At 59.3% G+C, this 19,485-nt stretch carries 18 protein-coding genes; 15 read left to right on the forward strand and 3 right to left on the reverse strand.

Annotation, left to right across the window (positions count from 1 at the left end):
* Nucleotides 1–111: 111 nt before the first annotated feature.
* The 6 genes from tilS to ispD all read left to right on the forward strand — a co-directional run bounded on the left by tilS (nucleotide 112) and on the right by ispD (nucleotide 6,798).
* Nucleotides 112–1,440: a tRNA lysidine(34) synthetase TilS gene (gene tilS / locus ASE98_RS09085; RefSeq protein WP_060541042.1), complete on the forward strand. Its 1,329-nt coding sequence runs from the start codon at nucleotides 112–114 to the stop codon at nucleotides 1,438–1,440.
* A gap of 274 nt (nucleotides 1,441–1,714) precedes the next feature.
* On the forward strand, nucleotides 1,715–3,346 hold the full coding sequence (locus ASE98_RS09090) for a CTP synthase (protein WP_060541043.1): 1,632 nt from the start codon (nucleotides 1,715–1,717) through the stop codon (nucleotides 3,344–3,346).
* Between the two features lie 6 nt (nucleotides 3,347–3,352).
* The gene (gene kdsA / locus ASE98_RS09095; protein ID WP_060541044.1) at nucleotides 3,353–4,198 is read left to right on the forward strand and encodes a 3-deoxy-8-phosphooctulonate synthase; all 846 of its coding nucleotides are present in this window, start codon (nucleotides 3,353–3,355) and stop codon (nucleotides 4,196–4,198) included.
* A 156-nt stretch (nucleotides 4,199–4,354) separates the two neighbouring features.
* Nucleotides 4,355–5,644 (forward strand): phosphopyruvate hydratase, encoded by a 1,290-nt coding sequence (eno, locus tag ASE98_RS09100; protein WP_060541045.1) that lies wholly within the window; start codon nucleotides 4,355–4,357, stop codon nucleotides 5,642–5,644.
* A gap of 171 nt (nucleotides 5,645–5,815) precedes the next feature.
* Nucleotides 5,816–6,094: a cell division protein FtsB gene (ftsB, locus tag ASE98_RS09105; RefSeq protein ID WP_008019784.1), complete on the forward strand. Its 279-nt coding sequence runs from the start codon at nucleotides 5,816–5,818 to the stop codon at nucleotides 6,092–6,094.
* Nucleotides 6,091–6,798 (forward strand): 2-C-methyl-D-erythritol 4-phosphate cytidylyltransferase, encoded by a 708-nt coding sequence (gene ispD / locus ASE98_RS09110; RefSeq protein WP_060541046.1) that lies wholly within the window; start codon nucleotides 6,091–6,093, stop codon nucleotides 6,796–6,798. The genes ftsB and ispD overlap by 4 nt, the downstream gene beginning before the upstream one ends.
* A gap of 154 nt (nucleotides 6,799–6,952) precedes the next feature.
* On the opposite strand, the gene ASE98_RS09115 is transcribed toward ispD, so the two are convergent.
* On the reverse strand, nucleotides 6,953–7,849 hold the full coding sequence (locus ASE98_RS09115; protein WP_060541047.1) for a LysR substrate-binding domain-containing protein: 897 nt from the start codon (nucleotides 7,847–7,849) through the stop codon (nucleotides 6,953–6,955).
* Nucleotides 7,850–7,956: 107 nt separating this feature from the next.
* On the opposite strand from ASE98_RS09115, the gene ASE98_RS09120 reads away from it, so the two are divergent.
* The 8 genes from ASE98_RS09120 to rpoS all read left to right on the forward strand — a co-directional run bounded on the left by ASE98_RS09120 (nucleotide 7,957) and on the right by rpoS (nucleotide 15,162).
* Entirely contained in the window at nucleotides 7,957–9,069 is a 1,113-nt protein-coding gene (locus tag ASE98_RS09120; protein ID WP_060541048.1) for an S-(hydroxymethyl)glutathione dehydrogenase/class III alcohol dehydrogenase, read from the forward strand.
* 89 nt (nucleotides 9,070–9,158) lie between these two features.
* On the forward strand, nucleotides 9,159–10,004 hold the full coding sequence (gene fghA / locus ASE98_RS09125; RefSeq protein ID WP_060541049.1) for an S-formylglutathione hydrolase: 846 nt from the start codon (nucleotides 9,159–9,161) through the stop codon (nucleotides 10,002–10,004).
* Nucleotides 10,005–10,049: 45 nt separating this feature from the next.
* The gene (ispF, locus tag ASE98_RS09130; RefSeq protein WP_060541050.1) at nucleotides 10,050–10,523 is read left to right on the forward strand and encodes a 2-C-methyl-D-erythritol 2,4-cyclodiphosphate synthase; all 474 of its coding nucleotides are present in this window, start codon (nucleotides 10,050–10,052) and stop codon (nucleotides 10,521–10,523) included.
* On the forward strand, nucleotides 10,520–11,578 hold the full coding sequence (truD, locus tag ASE98_RS09135) for a tRNA pseudouridine(13) synthase TruD (protein WP_060541051.1): 1,059 nt from the start codon (nucleotides 10,520–10,522) through the stop codon (nucleotides 11,576–11,578). The genes ispF and truD overlap by 4 nt, the downstream gene beginning before the upstream one ends.
* On the forward strand, nucleotides 11,566–12,315 hold the full coding sequence (surE, locus tag ASE98_RS09140) for a 5'/3'-nucleotidase SurE (RefSeq protein WP_060541052.1): 750 nt from the start codon (nucleotides 11,566–11,568) through the stop codon (nucleotides 12,313–12,315). The genes truD and surE overlap by 13 nt, the downstream gene beginning before the upstream one ends.
* 41 nt (nucleotides 12,316–12,356) lie before the next feature.
* Entirely contained in the window at nucleotides 12,357–12,992 is a 636-nt protein-coding gene (locus ASE98_RS09145; protein ID WP_177336961.1) for a protein-L-isoaspartate(D-aspartate) O-methyltransferase, read from the forward strand.
* 199 nt (nucleotides 12,993–13,191) lie between these two features.
* The gene (locus ASE98_RS09150) at nucleotides 13,192–14,049 is read left to right on the forward strand and encodes a peptidoglycan DD-metalloendopeptidase family protein (RefSeq protein WP_060541054.1); all 858 of its coding nucleotides are present in this window, start codon (nucleotides 13,192–13,194) and stop codon (nucleotides 14,047–14,049) included.
* 105 nt (nucleotides 14,050–14,154) lie between these two features.
* A complete protein-coding gene (gene rpoS / locus ASE98_RS09155; protein ID WP_060541055.1) occupies nucleotides 14,155–15,162 on the forward strand; it encodes an RNA polymerase sigma factor RpoS in 1,008 nt (335 codons plus the stop codon).
* 473 nt (nucleotides 15,163–15,635) lie between these two features.
* On the opposite strand, the gene fdxA is transcribed toward rpoS, so the two are convergent.
* A complete protein-coding gene (fdxA, locus tag ASE98_RS09160; protein WP_060541056.1) occupies nucleotides 15,636–15,959 on the reverse strand; it encodes a ferredoxin FdxA in 324 nt (107 codons plus the stop codon).
* 141 nt (nucleotides 15,960–16,100) lie between these two features.
* Nucleotides 16,101–18,680, reverse strand: a complete 2,580-nt coding sequence (gene mutS / locus ASE98_RS09165; RefSeq protein ID WP_060541057.1) for a DNA mismatch repair protein MutS — start codon at nucleotides 18,678–18,680, stop codon at nucleotides 16,101–16,103.
* Nucleotides 18,681–18,952: 272 nt separating this feature from the next.
* Between mutS and ASE98_RS09170 the strand changes: the two genes are divergently transcribed.
* A complete protein-coding gene (locus ASE98_RS09170) occupies nucleotides 18,953–19,453 on the forward strand; it encodes a CinA family protein (RefSeq protein ID WP_060541058.1) in 501 nt (166 codons plus the stop codon).
* Nucleotides 19,454–19,485 lie beyond the last annotated feature (32 nt).

A 19,485-nucleotide genomic window follows, 5' to 3' on the forward strand; every position in this document is an offset into this window, starting at 1 on the left:
GGGAGCGGGCTTGCTCGCGAAAGCGGTATAACATTCAACACATTCGTTGTCTGTTGTACTGCTTTCGCGAGCAAGCCCGCTCCCACATTTGATTTGTGCAAAGGGGAAGATATGGATCGGCCCGCAATTGATTTGCCTTCCAGGCTTTTGCTGAGTCTGAAACCGTGGCGCAATGCTGCGACCTGGCACATCGCCTTCTCCGGCGGCCTCGACTCCACCGTCCTGCTGCACCTTCTTGCAGTCCTCGCAAAAACCGAATCCCTGCCGGCGCTGAGCGCCATCCATGTCCATCACGGCCTTCAGGCTGTGGCTGATGCGTGGCCGGAGCATTGCCAGTCCGTTTGTAATGCGCTTGCAGTCCCGCTGCAGGTGGTTCGCGTACAGGTGCAACCCGGCTCCAGTCTTGAGCGAGCGGCCCGGGATGCGCGCTACGCGGCGTTCATGGAGGCCACTCAAGCCAACGAAGTGCTGCTGACCGCCCAGCACCGCGACGATCAGGCGGAAACGCTGCTGTTTCGCTTGTTGCGCGGAGCCGGCGTGCGCGGATTGTCCGCAATGCCGCGTCAGCGCCCGTTGGGCAAGGGGCATTTGCTGCGGCCAATGCTTGATGTCACGCGGGCTGAACTGGAGGCTTATGCCTGTGCGCATGGCTTGAGCTGGATCGAAGACCCCTCGAACCAGGATCGGCAGTACTCGCGCAATTACCTTCGGCATCAAGTCTTGCCCGTACTGATCCAGCGCTGGCCCCAAGCGGTGGCGACCATGGCCCGTAGCGCGGCGCATTTGACCGAAGCGCAGGGACTGCTCGAAGAGCTGGCAGACATGGATTTGCGCAAGGCCAGTACTGACAGTGAGTTCGCCTGGCTGGGCTTGCGCTCCCTTGAACTGGCGCCGCTTGCGCAATTGTCCGATGCCCGGCAGCGCAATGCCTTGAGTCATTGGCTCGAACCGCTGACCCGCCTGCCGGACACTGACCATTGGTCGGGTTGGCAGGATTTGCGCGATGCCACCGGCGACGCCTGCCCGGTATGGCGCCTGGCCGATGGCGAGCTGCATCGGGCGGGCGGACGGATCTGGTGGCTGTCCGGCCACTGGCTGCGGCCTCTGCCCGGCGCCGGGGTGTGGCAGGAACCGGCTTCACCACTGGCTATCCCGGGTAACGGCATGCTTTCGCTCACCGGCCAAATCCCCAATGGCCCCTTGCAGATCCGCTATCGTGAAGGGGGAGAGGTCATGGCTTTGCCGGGCCGTGGTCATCGGGACTTGAAACGTTTGCTCAATGAAAGCGCTGTACCGTCCTTCGTGCGCGGCAGATTGCCGCTGCTCTACAAAGACGGGCAACTGCTGGCGGTAGCGAACCTCAAGGGGCTCGATGGTGGTGCACTCGGCGACTGGCATTTGCATTGGCAGCCATTGAACGAAGATCAAGGTTTGAGGTGAAAGGGGCTTTCCGGTAGACTACGCTCCCTTCTTGATACAACTTCTGTGGATTCGCCTGAATTGCAGGAGTTGCCGATTACCAAGCAGTCTTTGCTGGGCGATTCCAAAAAATGTGTAGCGAGCAACGTACCGGTGTTTCATCTGCCGGTCTGTCCCAACGCGGCGGTTTTTTTGAAAGGTGCACTGTGATTAATGCAGGTGATCGGGGGCTTCGGCCTTCCTTCGCTTTCCCCGGCGGCTCGGACCGCTTTAACGCAGACTTCTAGGGTTTTTCATGACGCGCTACATATTCGTCACGGGCGGTGTTGTTTCTTCATTGGGGAAAGGCATTGCATCGGCATCATTGGCGGCCATCCTGGAGGCGCGGGGACTTAAGGTCACCATGCTGAAGCTGGACCCGTACATCAACGTCGACCCGGGCACCATGAGCCCGTTCCAGCACGGTGAAGTGTTCGTCACCCACGACGGCGCCGAGACCGACCTGGACCTGGGCCACTACGAGCGGTTCATCCGCACGACCATGACCCAGAACAACAACTTCACCACTGGCCGTGTCTACGAACACGTCCTGCGCAAGGAGCGCCGTGGTGACTACCTGGGTGCAACCATCCAGGTGATCCCGCACATCACCGACGAAATCAAGCGCCGCATCATCAAGGGTGCAGGCGATGCCGACGTGGCAATGGTCGAGATCGGTGGCACCGTGGGTGACATCGAGTCGCAACCGTTCCTCGAAGCCATCCGTCAGTTGCGTTTCGAAGTCGGCGCCAAGCGCGCGATGCTGATGCACCTGACGCTGGTACCGTACATCGCCACTGCCGGCGAAACCAAGACCAAGCCAACCCAGCACTCGGTCAAGGAACTGCGTTCCATCGGCCTGCAGCCTGACGTGCTGGTATGCCGCTCCGACCACCCGATCGATGTGTCTTCGCGTCGCAAGATCGCGCAGTTCACCAACGTTGAAGAACGGGCGGTCATCGCGCTGGAAGACGCCGACACCATCTACAAGATCCCGGGCATCCTGCACTCCCAGGGCCTGGACGACTTCGTCGTCGAGCGCTTCGGCCTGCAATGCGGCGGTGCCGATCTGTCCGAGTGGGAAGCCGTGGTCGACGCCAAGCTCAATCCTGAGCACGAAGTCACCATCGCCATGGTCGGCAAGTACATGGAACTGCTGGACGCCTACAAGTCGCTGATCGAAGCGATGAGTCACGCTGGCATCAGCAACCGTACCAAGGTCAACCTGCGCTACATCGATTCAGAAGACATCGAAAACCAGGGCACTGCGCTGCTCGAAGGTGTCGATGCGATCCTGGTTCCGGGTGGCTTCGGTCTGCGTGGCGTGGAAGGCAAGATCACTGCCGTTCAATACGCTCGCGAAAACAAGGTTCCGTACCTGGGCATCTGCCTGGGCATGCAAGTGGCCGTGATCGAGTTCGCTCGTAACGTGCTGGGCTGGAAAGACGCCAACTCCACCGAGTTCGACCGTGCCAGCGGCCACCCGGTCGTGGGCCTGATCACCGAGTGGGAAGATGCCACCGGTGCTGTCGAAACCCGTACCGAAGCGTCCGATCTGGGCGGCACCATGCGCCTCGGCGCCCAGGACTGCCTGCTGGAGCCGGGTTCCCTGGTTCACGGTTGCTACGGCAAGGACGTGATCGTCGAGCGTCACCGTCATCGCTACGAAGTGAACAACAACCTGTTGCCGCAAATCATGGAAGCCGGCCTGAAAATCTCCGGTCGCTCCGGTGATGGCGCGCTGGTTGAAGTGGTTGAAGCACCGGATCACCCATGGTTCGTCGCTTGCCAGTTCCACCCGGAGTTCACTTCGACGCCTCGCGACGGTCACCCGTTGTTCAGCGGTTTCGTCAAAGCTGCCTTGGCTCAGCACCAGAAGAAGGCGTAAAACCTGATGGCCCAGAAGATCATCCGCGTCGGCGATATCGAGATTGCCAACGACAAGCCAATGGTGCTGTTCGGTGGCATGAACGTGCTGGAAAGCCGCGACATGGCGATGCAGGTCTGCGAAGAATACGTCAAGGTTACCCAGAAACTGGGTATCCCTTACGTGTTCAAGGCCAGCTTCGACAAGGCCAACCGTTCCTCCGTGACCTCTTACCGTGGCCCCGGCCTGGAAGAGGGCATGCGGATTTTCCAGGACATCAAGCAAGCCTTCGGCGTGCCGATCATCACCGACGTCCACGAGCCTGAGCAGGCCGCGGTCGTCGCCGAGGTCTGCGACATCATTCAGCTGCCGGCCTTCCTGTCGCGCCAGACCGACCTCGTTGTCGCGATGGCCAGGACTGGCGCAGTGATCAACATCAAGAAAGCCCAGTTCCTCGCACCCCAGGAAATGAAACACATCCTGAACAAGTGCGTGGAAGCGGGTAACGATCAGTTGATCCTCTGTGAGCGTGGTTCGAGCTTCGGCTACAACAACCTGGTCGTCGACATGCTCGGTTTCGGCATCATGAAGCAGTTCGAGTACCCGGTGTTCTTCGACGTGACCCATGCGCTGCAAATGCCTGGCGGTCGCGCCGATTCCGCCGGCGGTCGTCGTGCCCAGGTCCTCGACCTGGCGAAAGCCGGCATGAGCCAGTCCCTGGCCGGCCTGTTCCTTGAGGCGCATCCGGATCCGGACAACGCCAAATGTGACGGCCCTTGTGCCTTGCGTCTGGACAAACTGGAGCCATTCCTGGCCCAGCTCAAAGCCCTGGACGAACTGGTGAAGAGTTTTCCGACGGTAGAAACCGCGTAATCCTCATTTCTCCGGTAAAGTACCGCACGATTTATTGCTCAGGCCCTCGGGCCTGAGCCTTGTCGTCTGCAAGACTGCCCGCTGCACCTCACTTGCCGACGATCAAAGATTTCCTACAGCTGCGTCGTTTTCGTCAACTTTGGAGTGTTTACAACAATGGCTAAAATCGTCGACATCAAAGGTCGTGAAGTTCTCGACTCCCGTGGCAATCCCACCGTGGAAGCGGATGTGCTTCTCGACAACGGCATCATCGGCAGCGCCTGCGCGCCGTCCGGTGCTTCCACTGGCTCGCGTGAAGCGCTCGAGCTGCGTGATGGCGACAAGAGCCGTTACCTGGGCAAGGGCGTTCTCAAAGCCGTAGCCAACATCAACGGCCCGATTCGCGACCTGCTCAAAGGCACTGATCCAAGCGACCAGAAAGCGCTGGACCTGGCGATGATCAAGCTCGACGGTACTGAAAACAAAGGCTCCCTGGGCGCCAACGCGATCCTCGCCGTTTCCCTGGCCGCGGCCAAGGCAGCAGCACAGGACCAGGACCTGCCGCTGTACGCACACATCGCCAACCTGAACGGCACCCCAGGCGTCTACTCGATGCCGGTTCCGATGATGAACATCATCAACGGTGGCGAGCACGCCGATAACAACGTCGACATCCAGGAATTCATGGTTCAGCCGGTTGGCGCCAAGTCTTTCTCGGAAGGTCTGCGCATGGGCACCGAGATTTTCCATCACCTCAAGGCTGTCCTGAAGGCCCGCGGCCTGAGCACCGCCGTAGGTGACGAAGGTGGTTTCGCGCCGAACCTGGCTTCCAACGAAGACGCTTTGAAAGTGATCTCCGAAGCCGTGGCCAACGCTGGCTACAAGCTGGGTACCGACGTGACCCTGGCACTGGACTGCGCGGCCAGCGAATTCTACGAAGACGGCCAGTACAACCTGGCTGGCGAAGGCCAGGTGTTCACCGCTGAAGGTTTCGCTGATTACCTCAAAGGTCTGACCGAGCGTTACCCGATCATCTCCATCGAAGACGGCCTGGACGAGTCCGACTGGGCTGGCTGGAAAATTCTCACCGACAAGATCGGCGAGAAAACCCAACTGGTAGGCGACGACCTGTTCGTGACCAACACCAAGATCCTGAAAGAAGGCATCGACAAGAAGATCGCCAACTCGATCCTGATCAAGTTCAACCAGATCGGCACCCTGACCGAAACCCTGGAAGCCATCCAGATGGCCAAGGCCGCTGGTTACACCGCAGTGATCTCGCACCGCTCCGGCGAAACCGAAGATTCGACCATTGCCGACCTGGCCGTGGGCACCTCGGCTGGCCAGATCAAGACCGGCTCCCTGTGCCGTTCCGACCGCGTTTCCAAGTACAACCAACTGCTGCGTATCGAAGAGCAGTTGAATGGCAAAGCCAAGTACAACGGTCGTGGCGAGTTCCGCGGTTAACTGCAAGATGGTAAAAAGTCAGCGGATTTGTGTCAGAAAAGTCGCTACAAGGACGTTTTTGCCACTATCCTGACGCCTTATCAGCACAAGCCTGGTCCTTCCAGGCTTCGTGCTGTCAGTAGCTTCACGTTTTGGCTCGGCTGTCTTTTTTCACTGGATACCTGATATTCGATGCGCAGTCCCAATTGGTTGTTTCTCGTCTTGCTTCTGCTGCTGGCTGGCCTGCAGTACCGCCTGTGGGTGGGTAATGGCAGTCTGGCGCAAGTGGCCGACCTGACTCAGCAGATTGCCGATCAGCAAGCTGAGAACCAGACACTGCTGGAGCGCAACCGGGTCATGGACGCTGAAGTCAGTGAGTTGAAAAAGGGCATGGAGACCGTTGAAGAACGGGCTCGGCATGAGTTGGGCATGGTCAAGGACGGTGAAACCCTTTACCAGCTAGCCCAATGAACCCGACCTTGCCGGCCTTCTGGGCCGTTATTCCTGCCGCGGGCGTCGGTGCCCGTATGGCCGCGGACCGTCCCAAGCAGTACTTGCAACTGGGTGGACGCACTATTCTCGAACACAGCCTCGGCTGTTTCCTTGATCATCCTTGCCTGAAAGGGCTGGTGGTCAGTCTTGCTGTCGATGATCCTTACTGGCCGAACCTGGCTTGTGCCAGCGATGCGCGCATTGCCCGGGTCGAGGGCGGTGCCGAGCGTTCCGGCTCGGTGCTCAACGCATTGCTGCACTTGCATGCGCAGGGCGCCGATGATGAGGATTGGGTGCTGGTTCACGATGCTGCACGGCCGAACCTGTGCCGTGACGATCTGGACAAGTTGTTGGCTGAGCTGGCTGATGACCGGGTTGGCGGGCTGTTGGCCGTGCCCGCGCGCGATACCCTGAAGCGCGTCGACAAGCACGGTCGCGTCGTCGAAACCGTGGACCGCAGTGAAATCTGGCAGGCCTACACGCCACAGATGTTTCGCCTGGGTGCATTGCATCGCGCTTTGGCGGACAGCCTGGTGGCGGATGCCGTCGTCACCGATGAAGCGTCGGCCATGGAGTGGTCCGGTTTATCGCCGCGCCTGATCGAGGGGCGAGCGGACAATCTCAAGGTCACCCGGCCTGAAGATCTGGAGTGGTTGCGTCAGCGCTGGGCCAACCGTCGCTGACTGCCGTGGTGTCTGCCAGATTGCTTTCGCGAGCAAGCCCGCTCCCACATTTGATCACCTTTGTTTGAATGAACGCGGCCCCATGTGGGAGCGGGCTTGCTCGCGAAAGCGATGGTTCAGACAGTCGACATTTCACTGACACACCGATAATTTCCTAGTTTCGGTATTCAGGCCGCTCGGCCAACCCTTCCTTCAGATAATCCACCAGCTTGCGCACCTTCGGCGACAAATGCCGCTGCTGCGGATACAACGCCCACACCGCCGTATTCGGCGGCTGATGCGCCTCCAGCAGCGAAATCAATGCGCCGCTATTCAGATGCTCCAGCACGTAATAATCCGGCAACTGACACAAACCGACACCCTGCAGTGCCGCATCCAGCACCGCTTGCCCACTGTTACAGCGCCAGTTGCCCTGTACCCGCTGGGAAAACTCCCGCCCGTTCTGTTCCAGTTGCCACAGGTCTGAGCTGCCAATGAGGCAGTTGTGACGGCTCAGTTCCGACAAGCTGTGCGGGCGACCATAGCGTTCCAGGTAGGACGGCGAGGCGCACAGATACATGCGTCGCGGCGCGAGGCGGGTGGCCACCAGCCGTGAGTCCTGCAAGCGCCCCAGACGGATCGCCAGGTCCAGGCCTTCGTGCACCAGATCGAGTTGACGATTGGTCAGTTCGATATCGACGCGCAACTGCGGATACAGCCCCATGAAACGCGTCACCAGCGGTACGATGAATCGCTCGCCGTACGCCACGGCGCAGGTCATGCGCAGCATGCCCTTGGGCTCGCTGGTCAGGTCGCCGACTGCTCGCAGCGCTTCTTCGCGACCATCCTGCAGTCGCTGGCAATGTTGCAGAAAAGTTTGCCCGGCCTCGGTCAGGGTAACTCTGCGGGTGCTGCGGTACAGCAAACGGGTTTGCAGGCGCTCTTCAAGGCGTACGATTTGTCGACTGACATGCGAGGAAGAAACCCCGAGGCGCTCGGCGGCAGCGGTGAATTGGCTGCATTCGGCGACGGCGACGAATTCGTCTATGCCTTCCCAGCGGTTTTCGGACATGAATGATTATCCCTGCATGGCAATAATGTTTTGCTTTTGTCCTGATTATTCATCGTTAGGTGCTGTATTACACTCTCCCTCTCGTTTTTATTCATTGGAGTATCACCATGATCAAGTCGCGTGCTGCCGTTGCCTTCGAGGCCAAAAAGCCTCTGGAGATCGTCGAGGTCGATGTCGCCATGCCCAAGGCCGGTGAAGTGTTGCTGCGCGTGGTGGCCTCCGGTGTCTGCCATACCGATGCCTACACCCTGTCGGGCGCTGATCCGGAAGGCATCTTCCCGTCGATCCTCGGTCACGAAGGCGGTGCGATCGTCGAAGCGATTGGTGAGGGGGTGACCTCCGTTGCAGTCGGCGATCATGTGATCCCGCTTTACACCCCGGAATGCCGCCAGTGCAAATTCTGCCTTTCGGGCAAGACCAACCTGTGTCAGGCAATTCGCGCTACGCAGGGTAAAGGTTTGATGCCAGACGGCACGTCGCGTTTTTCCTACAAGGGCGAAACGATTTTCCACTACATGGGGACTTCCACTTTTTCCGAGTACACCGTGCTGCCGGAAATCTCCGTCGCTAAAATTGCCAAGGAAGCACCGCTGGAAAAAGTCTGCCTGCTGGGCTGCGGTGTCACCACTGGCATTGGCGCAGTTCTCAACACCGCCAAGGTGAAACCCGGTGATACCGTGGCCATCTTCGGCCTCGGCGGCATCGGCCTGTCGGCCGTCATTGGTGCGGTCAAAGCTAAGGCTGCGCGGATCATTGCCATCGATATCAACCCGGCCAAATTCGAGATCGCCAAACAGCTGGGTGCAACCGATTGTGTAAACCCGAAAGACTTTGATCGCCCGATCCAGGAAGTCATCGTCGACATGACTGATGGCGGCGTCGACTTCTCGTTCGAGTGCATCGGCAATGTACAACTGATGCGTGCCGCGCTTGAGTGCTGCCACAAGGGCTGGGGCGAATCGGTGATCATCGGCGTCGCCGGCGCCGGTCAGGAAATCGCCACCCGTCCGTTCCAGTTGGTCACCGGTCGCGTCTGGCGCGGTTCAGCTTTTGGTGGCGTGCGTGGCCGTACCGAGTTGCCAAGCTACGTGGAAATGGCCGAGACCGGCGAAATCCCGCTGGATACCTTCATCACCCACACCATGGGCCTGGAAGATATCAACAAGGCTTTCGACCTGATGCATGAAGGAAAAAGCATCCGCTCCGTCATTCATTTCTAAGGAGCAGCGACAAGCTGCAAGTTAAAAGCTGCAAGAAGGCTCAGCGCCCACTTGCAGCTCGAAGCTTGGGGCTTGCGACTGAAATATCTATGAGTCTGGAAAACATCTCCTGCCAGAAAAGCTTCGGCGGCTGGCACAAGCGTTATCGCCATCGCTCGGATGTGCTTGGCTGCGACATGGTGTTCGCCGTATACCTGCCGCCGCAGGCGGAACAGGGCGGCAAGCTGCCGGTGCTGTACTGGCTGTCGGGCCTGACTTGCACTGACGAGAACTTCATGCAAAAGGCCGGCGCCATGCGCATGGCTGCCGAGTTGGGGCTGATCATCGTCGCACCGGACACCAGCCCTCGCGGCCCCGATGTCCCTGGGGATCCGGATGGCGCGTGGGACTTTGGCCTCGGCGCCGGGTTCTATCTGAATGCCACGCAGGAGCCGTGGTCGCGACACTATCGGATGCATGACTATGTCGTGCAGGAATTGCCCGCTTTGGTCGAAGCCCATTTCCCGGCTTCCGACAAGCGCGGTATCAGCGGTCACTCCATGGGGGGGCACGGTGCACTGGTGTGTGCCTTGCGCAATCCGGGGCGTTATCTGTCGGTGTCGGCGTTCTCGCCGATCAACAATCCGATGGACTGTCCGTGGGGACACAAGGCCTTTTCCCGCTACCTGGGAGAAGACCGTTCGAAGTGGCGCGAGTGGGATGCCTGTGCGCTGATTGCAGAGGCGGGGGAGAAACTGCCGCTGCTGGTCGATCAAGGCGATCGCGATGATTTCCTCGCTACCCAGCTCAAGCCGCAGGCCCTGCAACAGGCCGCCAAACTGGCCGGTCATCCGTTGACGTTGCGCCTGCAACCTGGCTACGACCACAGTTATTTCTTCATCGCCAGTTTCATCGATGATCACTTGCGGCATCACGCACATGCTCTAGTTGCCTAATGCAGGTAGAATCACGCCCTGACAAAAATCGGGGCGTTTTTTTTTATGCGTATTGGCCACGGCTATGATGTGCACCGTTTCGCTGAAGGCGATTTCATCACTCTGGGCGGCGTGCGTATCGCACACGACTTTGGATTGCTCGCGCACTCCGACGGTGATGTCCTGCTGCATGCGTTGAGCGATGCCCTGCTGGGTGCGGCCGCGCTGGGTGATATCGGCAAACACTTCCCGGATACCGATCCGCAGTTCAAAGGTGCCGACAGCCGCGCACTATTGCGTCACGTCGTCGCTTTGATCCACGCCAAGGGCTGGAAAGTCGGCAACGTCGATAACACCATCGTCGCCCAGGCGCCGAAAATGGCCCCGCATATCGAATCGATGCGCGCGCTGATTGCCGCGGATCTTCAAGTTGAGCTCGATCAAGTGAACGTTAAAGCTACCACCACCGAAAAGCTCGGCTTTGTCGGTCGCGAAGAAGGTATTGCCGTGCATTCCGTTGCCTTGTTGCTGCGCCCATGAACGAACTGCAACTGCTCGGCCCGCGGGCCTATGGTGAACCCCTCGGCACTGCGGTACTGAAAGCCATCGCCGAAGATTTCCAGGTCGATGAAGTCCTTGATATCCCCTTGAGTGGCGACGGTGAACACCTGTGGATCTGGGTGGAAAAGCGCGGCCTGAATACTGAAGAGGCCGCACGGCGGATTGCCAAGGCTGCGGGCGTGTCCCTGCGCACTGTCAGCTATGCCGGGCTCAAGGATCGTCAGGCGTTGACGCGTCAGTGGTTCAGCGTGCAACTGCCAGGCAAGGCCGATCCAGATCTGTCGGCAGCCGAAAACGACACGTTGAAAATACTCAAGACCAGCCGCCACAAGCGCAAGCTGCAACGCGGTGCGCACTCGGCCAACGGTTTCACCCTGCGCCTGACCCAGTTTGCCGGCGACAAGGCCGCCATCGAAGAGCGGCTGCAACTGATAACCAAACTGGGCATTCCCAATTATTTCGGCACCCAGCGCTTTGGTCACGACGGCGGCAACGTCGTCGATGCACGCGCCTGGGCGGCACGCAAGGCACTGCCAGAACAACGCAACGTGCGTTCGCGGCTGCTCTCGACCGCCCGTAGTTTTCTCTTCAATCAGGTGCTGGCCGCGCGTGTCGCCGATGGCACCTGGCAGCGTGCCCAGGTCGGTGACTTGCTGGCATTTACAGACAGTCGCAGTTTTTTCCCGGCTGGCGAAGCCGAATGCAGCGATCCGCGACTGGCGATTCTCGATCTGCATCCGACCGGTCCACAGTGGGGCGAAGGTGACTCGCCGGCCACTGGCGTTGTCCATGAACTGGAGCAGGCCATCGCCGCGCGCGAAGCGGACCTGCGTGATTGGTTGATCAGCGCCGGTATGAGTCACGAACGTCGCATCCTGCGGCTGCCCATTGCCGGGTTGACGTGGCATTATCCCGAACCTGACATTCTGCAACTGGAATTCGTCCTGCCGGCCGGATGCTTCGCCACCGTATTGGTGCGCGAACTCGTTGATCTGGTACCGGTAGGGCAGACGGACAGCCAATGCGTATTCTGATTTCTAACGATGATGGGGTAACCGCACCCGGTCTTGCCGCGCTTTATGCTGCGCTGGCGGATTACACCGAATGCGTGGTTGTCGCCCCGGAGCAGGACAAAAGCGGCGCCAGCAGTTCGCTGACGCTCGACCGTCCGTTGCACCCGCAAATCCTCGCCAACGGCTTTATCAGCCTCAATGGCACACCCACCGATTGCGTGCACCTGGGGCTCAACGGCCTGCTGGAACGCGAAGTCGACATGGTGGTTTCCGGTATCAACCTGGGCGCGAACCTGGGCGACGACGTGCTGTATTCCGGTACTGTGGCAGCCGCGCTGGAGGGGCGTTTCCTCAAGAGTCCTTCGTTTGCCTTTTCATTGGTCTCACGCCAAGTGGAGAATCTTCCCACAGCTGCCTATTTCGCGCGCAAACTGGTCGAGGCCCATGCCGACCTGGATCTGCCCCCGCGTACGGTACTGAACGTGAATATTCCCAACTTGCCGCTGGACCATATCCGCGGTATCCAGTTGACCCGTCTGGGCCATCGCGCCCGCGCTGCGGCCCCGATAAAAGTGGTCGATCCGCGTGGCAAGGCCGGTTACTGGATTGCGGCGGCGGGTGATGCGGAAGACGGCGGCCCCGGCACCGATTTCCACGCCGTGATGCAGGGCTACGTTTCCATTACGCCTCTGCAACTGGATCGCACCTTCAATGATGCCTTCAGAAGTCTCGACGGCTGGCTGGAGGGGCTGCGCTAATGGGTCGTGAACAAGACGATATGTTGCGTCGCGGTATCGGGATGACGTCTCAACGCACCCGTGAGCGCTTGATTCAGCGTCTGTATGAAGAAGGCATTTCCAGTGCCCGGGTGCTGGAAGTCATCCGTCGTACCCCGCGCCACCTGTTCGTCGACGAGGCGCTGGCACACCGTGCCTACGAGGACACGGCGTTGCCGATTGGCAATAACCAGACCATCTCCCAGCCTTATATGGTGGCTCGCATGAGCGAGTTGTTGCTGGAGGCCGGTCCCCTGGACAAAGTGCTGGAGATCGGCACCGGTTCGGGTTACCAGACGGCGGTGCTGTCACAGCTGGTCGAGCGGGTATTTTCCGTCGAGCGAATCAAGGTTCTGCAGGACCGGGCCAAGGAGCGCCTGGTTGAGTTGAATTTGCGTAACGTGGTGTTTCGCTGGGGCGATGGCTGGGAAGGGTGGCCGGCATTGGCGCCGTACAACGGGATAATCGTGACCGCCGTGGCAACCGATGTGCCCCAGGCTCTGCTTGATCAATTGGCGCCCGGAGGGCGATTGGTGATTCCGGTAGGGGCCGGCGAAGTCCAGCAATTGATGTTGATCGTGCGGGAAGAACAAGGTTTTTCAAGAAGGGTTCTGGGAGCCGTACGCTTTGTTCCACTGCTCAATGGGCCACTGGCCTGACATTAGTTTTCACCACGCTGAATTCTCTTCGATTGCCTCTGTCTTACACCGGCATCGATGGTTTAAACGGAGTTCAACGTAAGGCAGCAAACGTGTGCGTCGTTGATTGAAGGTAAAGCCTGCGCCGCCCGTTATACTTGCCACTTCGTACCGCAGTCCGGTAATTCAAAAATTTCAGCCACCACAAAGGGAGCGGCGGGTGAGTCTCACAGTCATTGTGCAGCGTATGGGTACAACAAGCTTTCAGCGCCTGGTGACTGGCCTTGTCTTGAGCACCTTGCTGGTCGGGTGTTCCAGCAACAAATCGAGCGATGTGGGCGTGGTCGATCGCAACAAGGCTGCAGCCCAGCGTCCGGCAGTGACGACAGGGCAATATATCGTCAAACCCAAAGACACTCTGTTCTCCATCGCTTTTCGTTACGGTTGGGACTACAAGGCCCTCGCGGCCCGGAACAACATTCCTGCGCCCTACACCATCCGGCCGGGTCAGACGATTCGCTTTGATGGTCGTACCGGTTCAACGTCGACCTCGGTGGTCAGCTCATCGAATTCATCGCCTTCGTCGTCGAGTAAAACCACGGTTTACCGGCGTCCGGTAAACGCAGCCACCTCCAGCACGGCCGCTGTTGCACCGTCCGTCGCCAGCAAACCGGCCCCCGCTCCATTGCCCCCGCCCGGCCCAGCCCCGACCGGCTGGGGGTGGCCTTCTAATGGCATTCTCATCGGGAAATTCTCTTCAAACGGCAGTTTGAATAAAGGAATTGATATCGCCGGAGATTTGGGACAGCCTGTTTTAGCTGCGTCTGATGGGACTGTCGTATACGCCGGGAGTGGCTTAAGGGGCTACGGCGAATTAGTGATCATCAAACACAGCGAAACCTACGTCAGTGCCTACGGACATAACCGCAGGTTGTTGGTTCGGGAGGGGCAGCAGGTCAAGGTCGGACAGACAATTGCCGAAATGGGGTCAACGGGTACAGACCGGGTGAAGCTGCATTTTGAGATTCGCCGACAAGGTAAACCAGTAGATCCGCTGCAATTCCTGCCACGTCGTTGATCGCTTACCAGCCTGTTCCGTCGCGTAGAGGGGACAGGCTCCAGCGTTGCCAAGGATAAAGGCGCCGCTTGAGCTTGAGGTCGAACTCACCAAAGGACTATAACAATGGCTCTCAGTAAAGAAGTGCCGGAGTTTGACATCGACGATGAGGTTCTCCTGATGGAGGCCGGCATCGACACGGATTCGATGTCGAATGATGAAGGGGCAGCTCCACCTTCCGTTCGCGTCAAATCCAAACACTCCGCTTCGTTGAAACAACACAAGTACATTGACTACACGCGGGCGCTGGACGCTACGCAGTTGTATCTCAATGAGATTGGTTTCTCCCCTCTGCTGTCTCCCGAAGAAGAAGTTCATTTTGCGCGGCTGTCGCAAAGTGGCGATCCTGCCGGGCGCAAGCGCATGATCGAAAGTAACTTGCGGCTGGTGGTGAAGATCGCCCGACGCTACGTCAATCGTGGGCTGTCGCTGCTTGACCTGATCGAAGAGGGCAACCTCGGCTTGATCCGGGCGGTGGAGAAGTTCGATCCGGAACGCGGCTTCCGCTTTTCGACCTACGCGACCTGGTGGATCCGTCAGACCATCGAACGCGCAATCATGAATCAGACCCGTACCATTCGGTTGCCGATCCATGTGGTCAAAGAGCTGAACGTATACCTGCGCGCCGCTCGGGAACTGACGCAAAAACTCGACCACGAACCTTCACCCGAAGAAATCGCCAACCTGCTGGAAAAACCGGTGGGAGAGGTCAAGCGCATGTTGGGCTTGAACGAGCGGGTTTCTTCGGTCGACGTCTCGCTGGGTCCGGATTCGGATAAAACCCTGCTGGACACCCTTACCGACGACCGACCTACCGATCCTTGTGAACTGCTGCAGGACGACGACCTGTCCCAGAGCATCGATCAATGGCTCTCCGAGCTGACCGACAAGCAACGTGAAGTGGTGATACGCCGCTTCGGTCTGCGTGGTCACGAGAGCAGTACCCTTGAAGACGTAGGCCTGGAAATTGGCCTGACCCGGGAGCGGGTCAGACAGATTCAGGTTGAAGGCTTGAAGCGGCTGCGCGAGATCCTGGAGAAAAACGGCCTGTCGAGCGAGTCGCTGTTTCAATAATTCGACCGTCTCTGATGGCCCGGAAACCCTCGACTGGCTCGAGGGTTTTTTTATCGCCGGGCGCAGGGCAGGAGTCATCTCGGGTTTACAGACTTTCAATGTAAGCCCTGGCTTACTCTTTCGTAAGTGTTCGTTATTTTTACACGTTGGAAGTTGCCAGTTTTTTGATTGATGGATTTTAACTTATTGATTTATAAGAAATTCTGCTAATCAATACGAAGTTATGCCAACAATTTGATCGTGTTTGGTGGGTTGCTCCTGCCAGGGAAAACTCTAATATCCAGGTTGTGTCGACGGACAGACACGCCCTTCAAGGATGAAGGGAATGGAAATCGCAGGATGCGATTCATCAGGACGATGAAAAGGAACACAGGGAATAGGGAAAAAGGTGGGCGGGTCAAACCGCCCCTTTTTTTTGCCTGCAGAAAAGCAAAAAGGCCCTTGTGGGGCCTTTTTCGGCAACGCGGGGATAATCAGCGTTCGAGCTGTTCGATCTTGCCTGGTTTGCCATCCCATTCAGCGGAATCGGGCAAAGGATCTTTTCTTTCAGTGATGTTTGGCCAGATATCAGCCAACTCTGCGTTCAGCTCAATGAAGTTTTCCATGCCGGACGGCACTTCATCTTCGGAGAAGATGGCCACGGCAGGGCATTCAGGTTCGCACAGGGCGCAGTCGATGCACTCATCCGGGTGAATCACCAGGAAGTTCGGGCCTTCGTAAAAGCAGTCCACCGGACAGACTTCTACGCAGTCGGTGTACTTGCACTTGATGCAGTTGTCGGTGACGACGAAGGTCATTTCTAATTTTCTCCTCAGGCGCGGCTTGCTGCGCCCCTTCACGTGGGGGTCGCAGGTTCGGGAGCGATAGTCTGCTGGCCAGGCTATTAGCCAGCAGCATCCCAAACCGCGCGAGATTCTAACAGCTTGCGGCCCGCTGCGTTAGATCCGGTTCTTTAGTGCATAGAGCATTTCGAGTGCACGGCGTGGCGTCATGTCGTCCAGGTCGAGCTTTGCAAGCTCATCGAGCACTGGGTGCGGCAAGCTGGCGAACAAGTCGCTTTGCTGCGGCGCAGCCGGTTTGCCCTTGGCAGGCTTCGGTGCTTCATGAGGCAGCGCGGTGTCTTCCAGGCGGCTCAGGTGCTCACGGGCACGCAAGATCACCTCCGTCGGCACACCCGCCAGCTGCGCCACGGCCAGGCCGTAGCTTTGGCTGGCGGGCCCGGGGAGTACATGGTGCAGGAACACAATGCGCTCGTTGTGTTCGGTGGCATTGAGGTGCACGTTGGCTACCAGCGGCTGGGATTCGGGCAGCACGGTCAGTTCAAAGTAGTGGGTGGCGAACAGGGTGTAGGCGCGAAGTTGTGCCAGGCGCTCGGCCGCCGCCCATGCTAGGGACAGGCCATCAAAGGTGCTGGTGCCGCGACCGACTTCGTCCATCAGCACCAGGCTGCGTTCGGTGGCATTGTGCAGGATGTTTGCAGTCTCGCTCATTTCGACCATGAAGGTCGAACGCCCGCCGGCCAGGTCATCGCTGGAGCCGATCCGGGTAAAGATGCGGTCGACCAGCGACAGCTCACAGCTGGCGGCCGGCACGAAACTGCCGATGTGCGCCAGCAATACGATCAACGCGGTCTGGCGCATGTAGGTGGATTTACCGCCCATGTTCGGACCGGTAATCACCAGCATGCGGGTGCTGTCGTCCAGGCTCAGGTCGTTGGCCACGAACGGCGTAGTCAGTACCTGTTCGACCACCGGGTGACGGCCCTGGCTGATGCGCATGCAGGGTTCGCTGACGAAACGCGGGCAGTTCAGGTCAAGGTTCAGCGCGCGCTCGGCGAGGTTGCTCAGCACATCCAGTTCGGCCAGTGCACCCGCGGTATCTTGCAGTGGTGGCAACTGGCTGATCAGGTCTTCGAGCAGCGCTTCGTAGAGCATTTTCTCGCGGGCCAGGGCGCGGCTCTTGGCCGACAGCGCCTTGTCTTCAAAGGCCTTGAGTTCCGGGGTAATGAAGCGCTCGGCACCCTTGAGGGTCTGGCGCCGAATGTAGTCGGCCGGTGCCGATTCGGCCTGCTTGCTCGGCAGTTCGATGAAGTAGCCGTGGATGCGGTTGTAACCGACCTTCAAGTGGGAGAGACCGGTGCGGGCCTTTTCCCGGGCTTCGAGGTCGATCAGGAATTGCCCGGCGTTCTCACTGAGCGATTGCAGGTCATCGAGCTCGCTGTCGTAACCGGTCTTCAACACGCCGCCGTCACGGATCACTGCCGGCGGGTTGTCGATGATGGCTTTTTCCAGCAGTGCCGCCAGTTCCGGGTAGGTGCTGGTGATGGTCGCCAGTTGCTGCAGGTGCGGCGCTTCGAGCTCGGTCATCGCCACTTGCAGTTCGGGCAATGCACCCAGGGCATCGCGCAAGCGCGCAAGGTCACGCGGGCGGGCGTTACGCAGGCCGATCCGCGCGAGAATACGCTCGATGTCGCCGATTTCCTTGAGTTGCGGTTGCAGGCGCTCGAACCGGTAGCGGTCGAGCAGGCAGGTGATCGACGACTGGCGTGCCAGCAACACCGTCAGGTCACGCAGCGGACGGTTCAGCCAACGGGTCAACAGACGGCTGCCCATGGCGGTCTGGCAGCGGTCGACCACCGATTGCAGGGTATTGTCGCGACCGCCGGCCAGGTTGGTATCGAGTTCCAGGTTGCGACGGCTGGCACCGTCCAGCACCACGGTGTCGTCCAGGCGTTCATGACGCAAGCTGCGCAAATGGGGCAGGGCGGTGCGCTGGGTTTCCTTGGCGTAGGCCAGCAGGCAACCGGCGGCGCCGATGGCCAGGGTCAGGTTTTCGCAGCCAAAGCCTTTGAGGTCCTGGGTGGAAAATTGCTGGCACAGGCTTTTGAATGCCGAGTCGCGCTCGAAATCCCACGGCGCGCGGCGACGAACGCCACGACGTTTTTCCGCCGGCAAATCCTTTGGCCAGTCATCCGGGATCAACAGCTCTACGGGATTGACCCGCTCCAGTTCCGCCAGCAGGTTTTCCCAGCCCTTGATTTCCAGCACGCTGAAGTTGCCGCTGGTGATATCCAGCACCGCCAGGCCGAACAGGCGCTCATCGCCCAGAACGGCGGCGATCAGGTTGTCCCGGCGTTCATCCAGCAGCGCCTCGTCACTTACCGTCCCCGGGGTGATGATCCGCACCACCTGACGTTCCACCGGCCCTTTGCTGGTAGCCGGGTCACCGACCTGCTCGCAAATCACCACCGATTCGCCCAGCTTCACCAGTTTGGCCAGGTAGCCTTCGGCGGCATGGTAAGGAATACCGCACATCGGAATCGCCTGCCCGGCCGACTGCCCGCGGGCGGTCAGGGTGATGTCCAGCAGCTTGGCGGCCTTCTTCGCGTCTTCGTAGAAGATCTCGTAGAAGTCGCCCATGCGGTAGAACATCAGCTGGTCTGGGTGCTGGTTCTTCAGGCGCCAGTATTGCTGCATCATCGGGGTGTGCGAGGACAGATCGGAAGTAGCTGTATTCATCGGTAGCTTAGGAAGACTCGTTGAAAGGTGTGGGGCAAAAGGAGGGGCATCGGCCCGGCTTTTCCGCGATGGGCGCAAGGTTACCATGGGCGGTCTACCCGCCGCAGGCATGAAAGCCGCTGCTCGCCTTGTCACTTGTCGTGACACTGATGGTTGGGCGCCCGGCAACATTGGCGCAGGCGCTGGCTCTGCACATTTTGATCCGTCTTGTAACTTGCAAGTGCGACCCGCTGGTGTACGGTTAGTCTCATCCGCCCCATCAGGAGATCACCGTGAAAGAAATCACCCAGCTGGCCGCTGAACTTGGCCGACGCTTGCAGGTTCTCAATGCCCACGTGACCACGGCCGAGTCTTGTACCGGTGGCGGCATCGCCGAGGCCATTACCCGTATTCCGGGCAGTTCCGCGTGGTTCGAAGCCGGTTACGTCACCTACTCAAATCGACAGAAAACCCTGCAACTGGATGTTCCAGTGGAGTTGTTCACCACGGTGGGGGCGGTTAGCCGCGAGGTGGTCGAGGCCATGGTTCGTGGCGCACAGGAAAAAAACCGCGCGTATTTCTCCGTGGCCGTCAGTGGTATCGCCGGGCCGGATGGTGGAACAGCGAACAAGCCGGTGGGCACGGTCTGGCTGGCCTGGGGTGTGGGCGACCAGGTGTTCACCGAGCTTCAGCACTTCCCTGGCAACCGCGATGACGTCCGCCGACAAACGGTGAAGGCCGCGCTAGAGGGGCTGCTGCGCTATGCCGCGGCAGAAATCTCAAATCAGGGGTAGGCGATCGGCAAACCCTGTGGAATAATACTGTC

Source organism: Pseudomonas sp. Leaf48, from assembly GCF_001421885.1.
GTDB lineage: Bacteria > Pseudomonadota > Gammaproteobacteria > Pseudomonadales > Pseudomonadaceae > Aquipseudomonas.

Coding starts and splice junctions, on each gene's coding strand:
- tilS (WP_060541042.1), top strand. CDS start 112: ATGGATCGGCCCGCAATTGATTTGCCTTCCAGGCTTTTGCTGAGTCTG.
- ASE98_RS09090 (WP_060541043.1), top strand. CDS start 1,715: ATGACGCGCTACATATTCGTCACGGGCGGTGTTGTTTCTTCATTGGGG.
- kdsA (WP_060541044.1), top strand. CDS start 3,353: ATGGCCCAGAAGATCATCCGCGTCGGCGATATCGAGATTGCCAACGAC.
- eno (WP_060541045.1), top strand. CDS start 4,355: ATGGCTAAAATCGTCGACATCAAAGGTCGTGAAGTTCTCGACTCCCGT.
- ftsB (WP_008019784.1), top strand. CDS start 5,816: ATGCGCAGTCCCAATTGGTTGTTTCTCGTCTTGCTTCTGCTGCTGGCT.
- ispD (WP_060541046.1), top strand. CDS start 6,091: ATGAACCCGACCTTGCCGGCCTTCTGGGCCGTTATTCCTGCCGCGGGC.
- ASE98_RS09115 (WP_060541047.1), bottom strand. CDS start 7,849: ATGTCCGAAAACCGCTGGGAAGGCATAGACGAATTCGTCGCCGTCGCC.
- ASE98_RS09120 (WP_060541048.1), top strand. CDS start 7,957: ATGATCAAGTCGCGTGCTGCCGTTGCCTTCGAGGCCAAAAAGCCTCTG.
- fghA (WP_060541049.1), top strand. CDS start 9,159: ATGAGTCTGGAAAACATCTCCTGCCAGAAAAGCTTCGGCGGCTGGCAC.
- ispF (WP_060541050.1), top strand. CDS start 10,050: ATGCGTATTGGCCACGGCTATGATGTGCACCGTTTCGCTGAAGGCGAT.
- truD (WP_060541051.1), top strand. CDS start 10,520: ATGAACGAACTGCAACTGCTCGGCCCGCGGGCCTATGGTGAACCCCTC.
- surE (WP_060541052.1), top strand. CDS start 11,566: ATGCGTATTCTGATTTCTAACGATGATGGGGTAACCGCACCCGGTCTT.
- ASE98_RS09145 (WP_177336961.1), top strand. CDS start 12,357: ATGACGTCTCAACGCACCCGTGAGCGCTTGATTCAGCGTCTGTATGAA.
- rpoS (WP_060541055.1), top strand. CDS start 14,155: ATGGCTCTCAGTAAAGAAGTGCCGGAGTTTGACATCGACGATGAGGTT.
- fdxA (WP_060541056.1), bottom strand. CDS start 15,959: ATGACCTTCGTCGTCACCGACAACTGCATCAAGTGCAAGTACACCGAC.
- mutS (WP_060541057.1), bottom strand. CDS start 18,680: ATGAATACAGCTACTTCCGATCTGTCCTCGCACACCCCGATGATGCAG.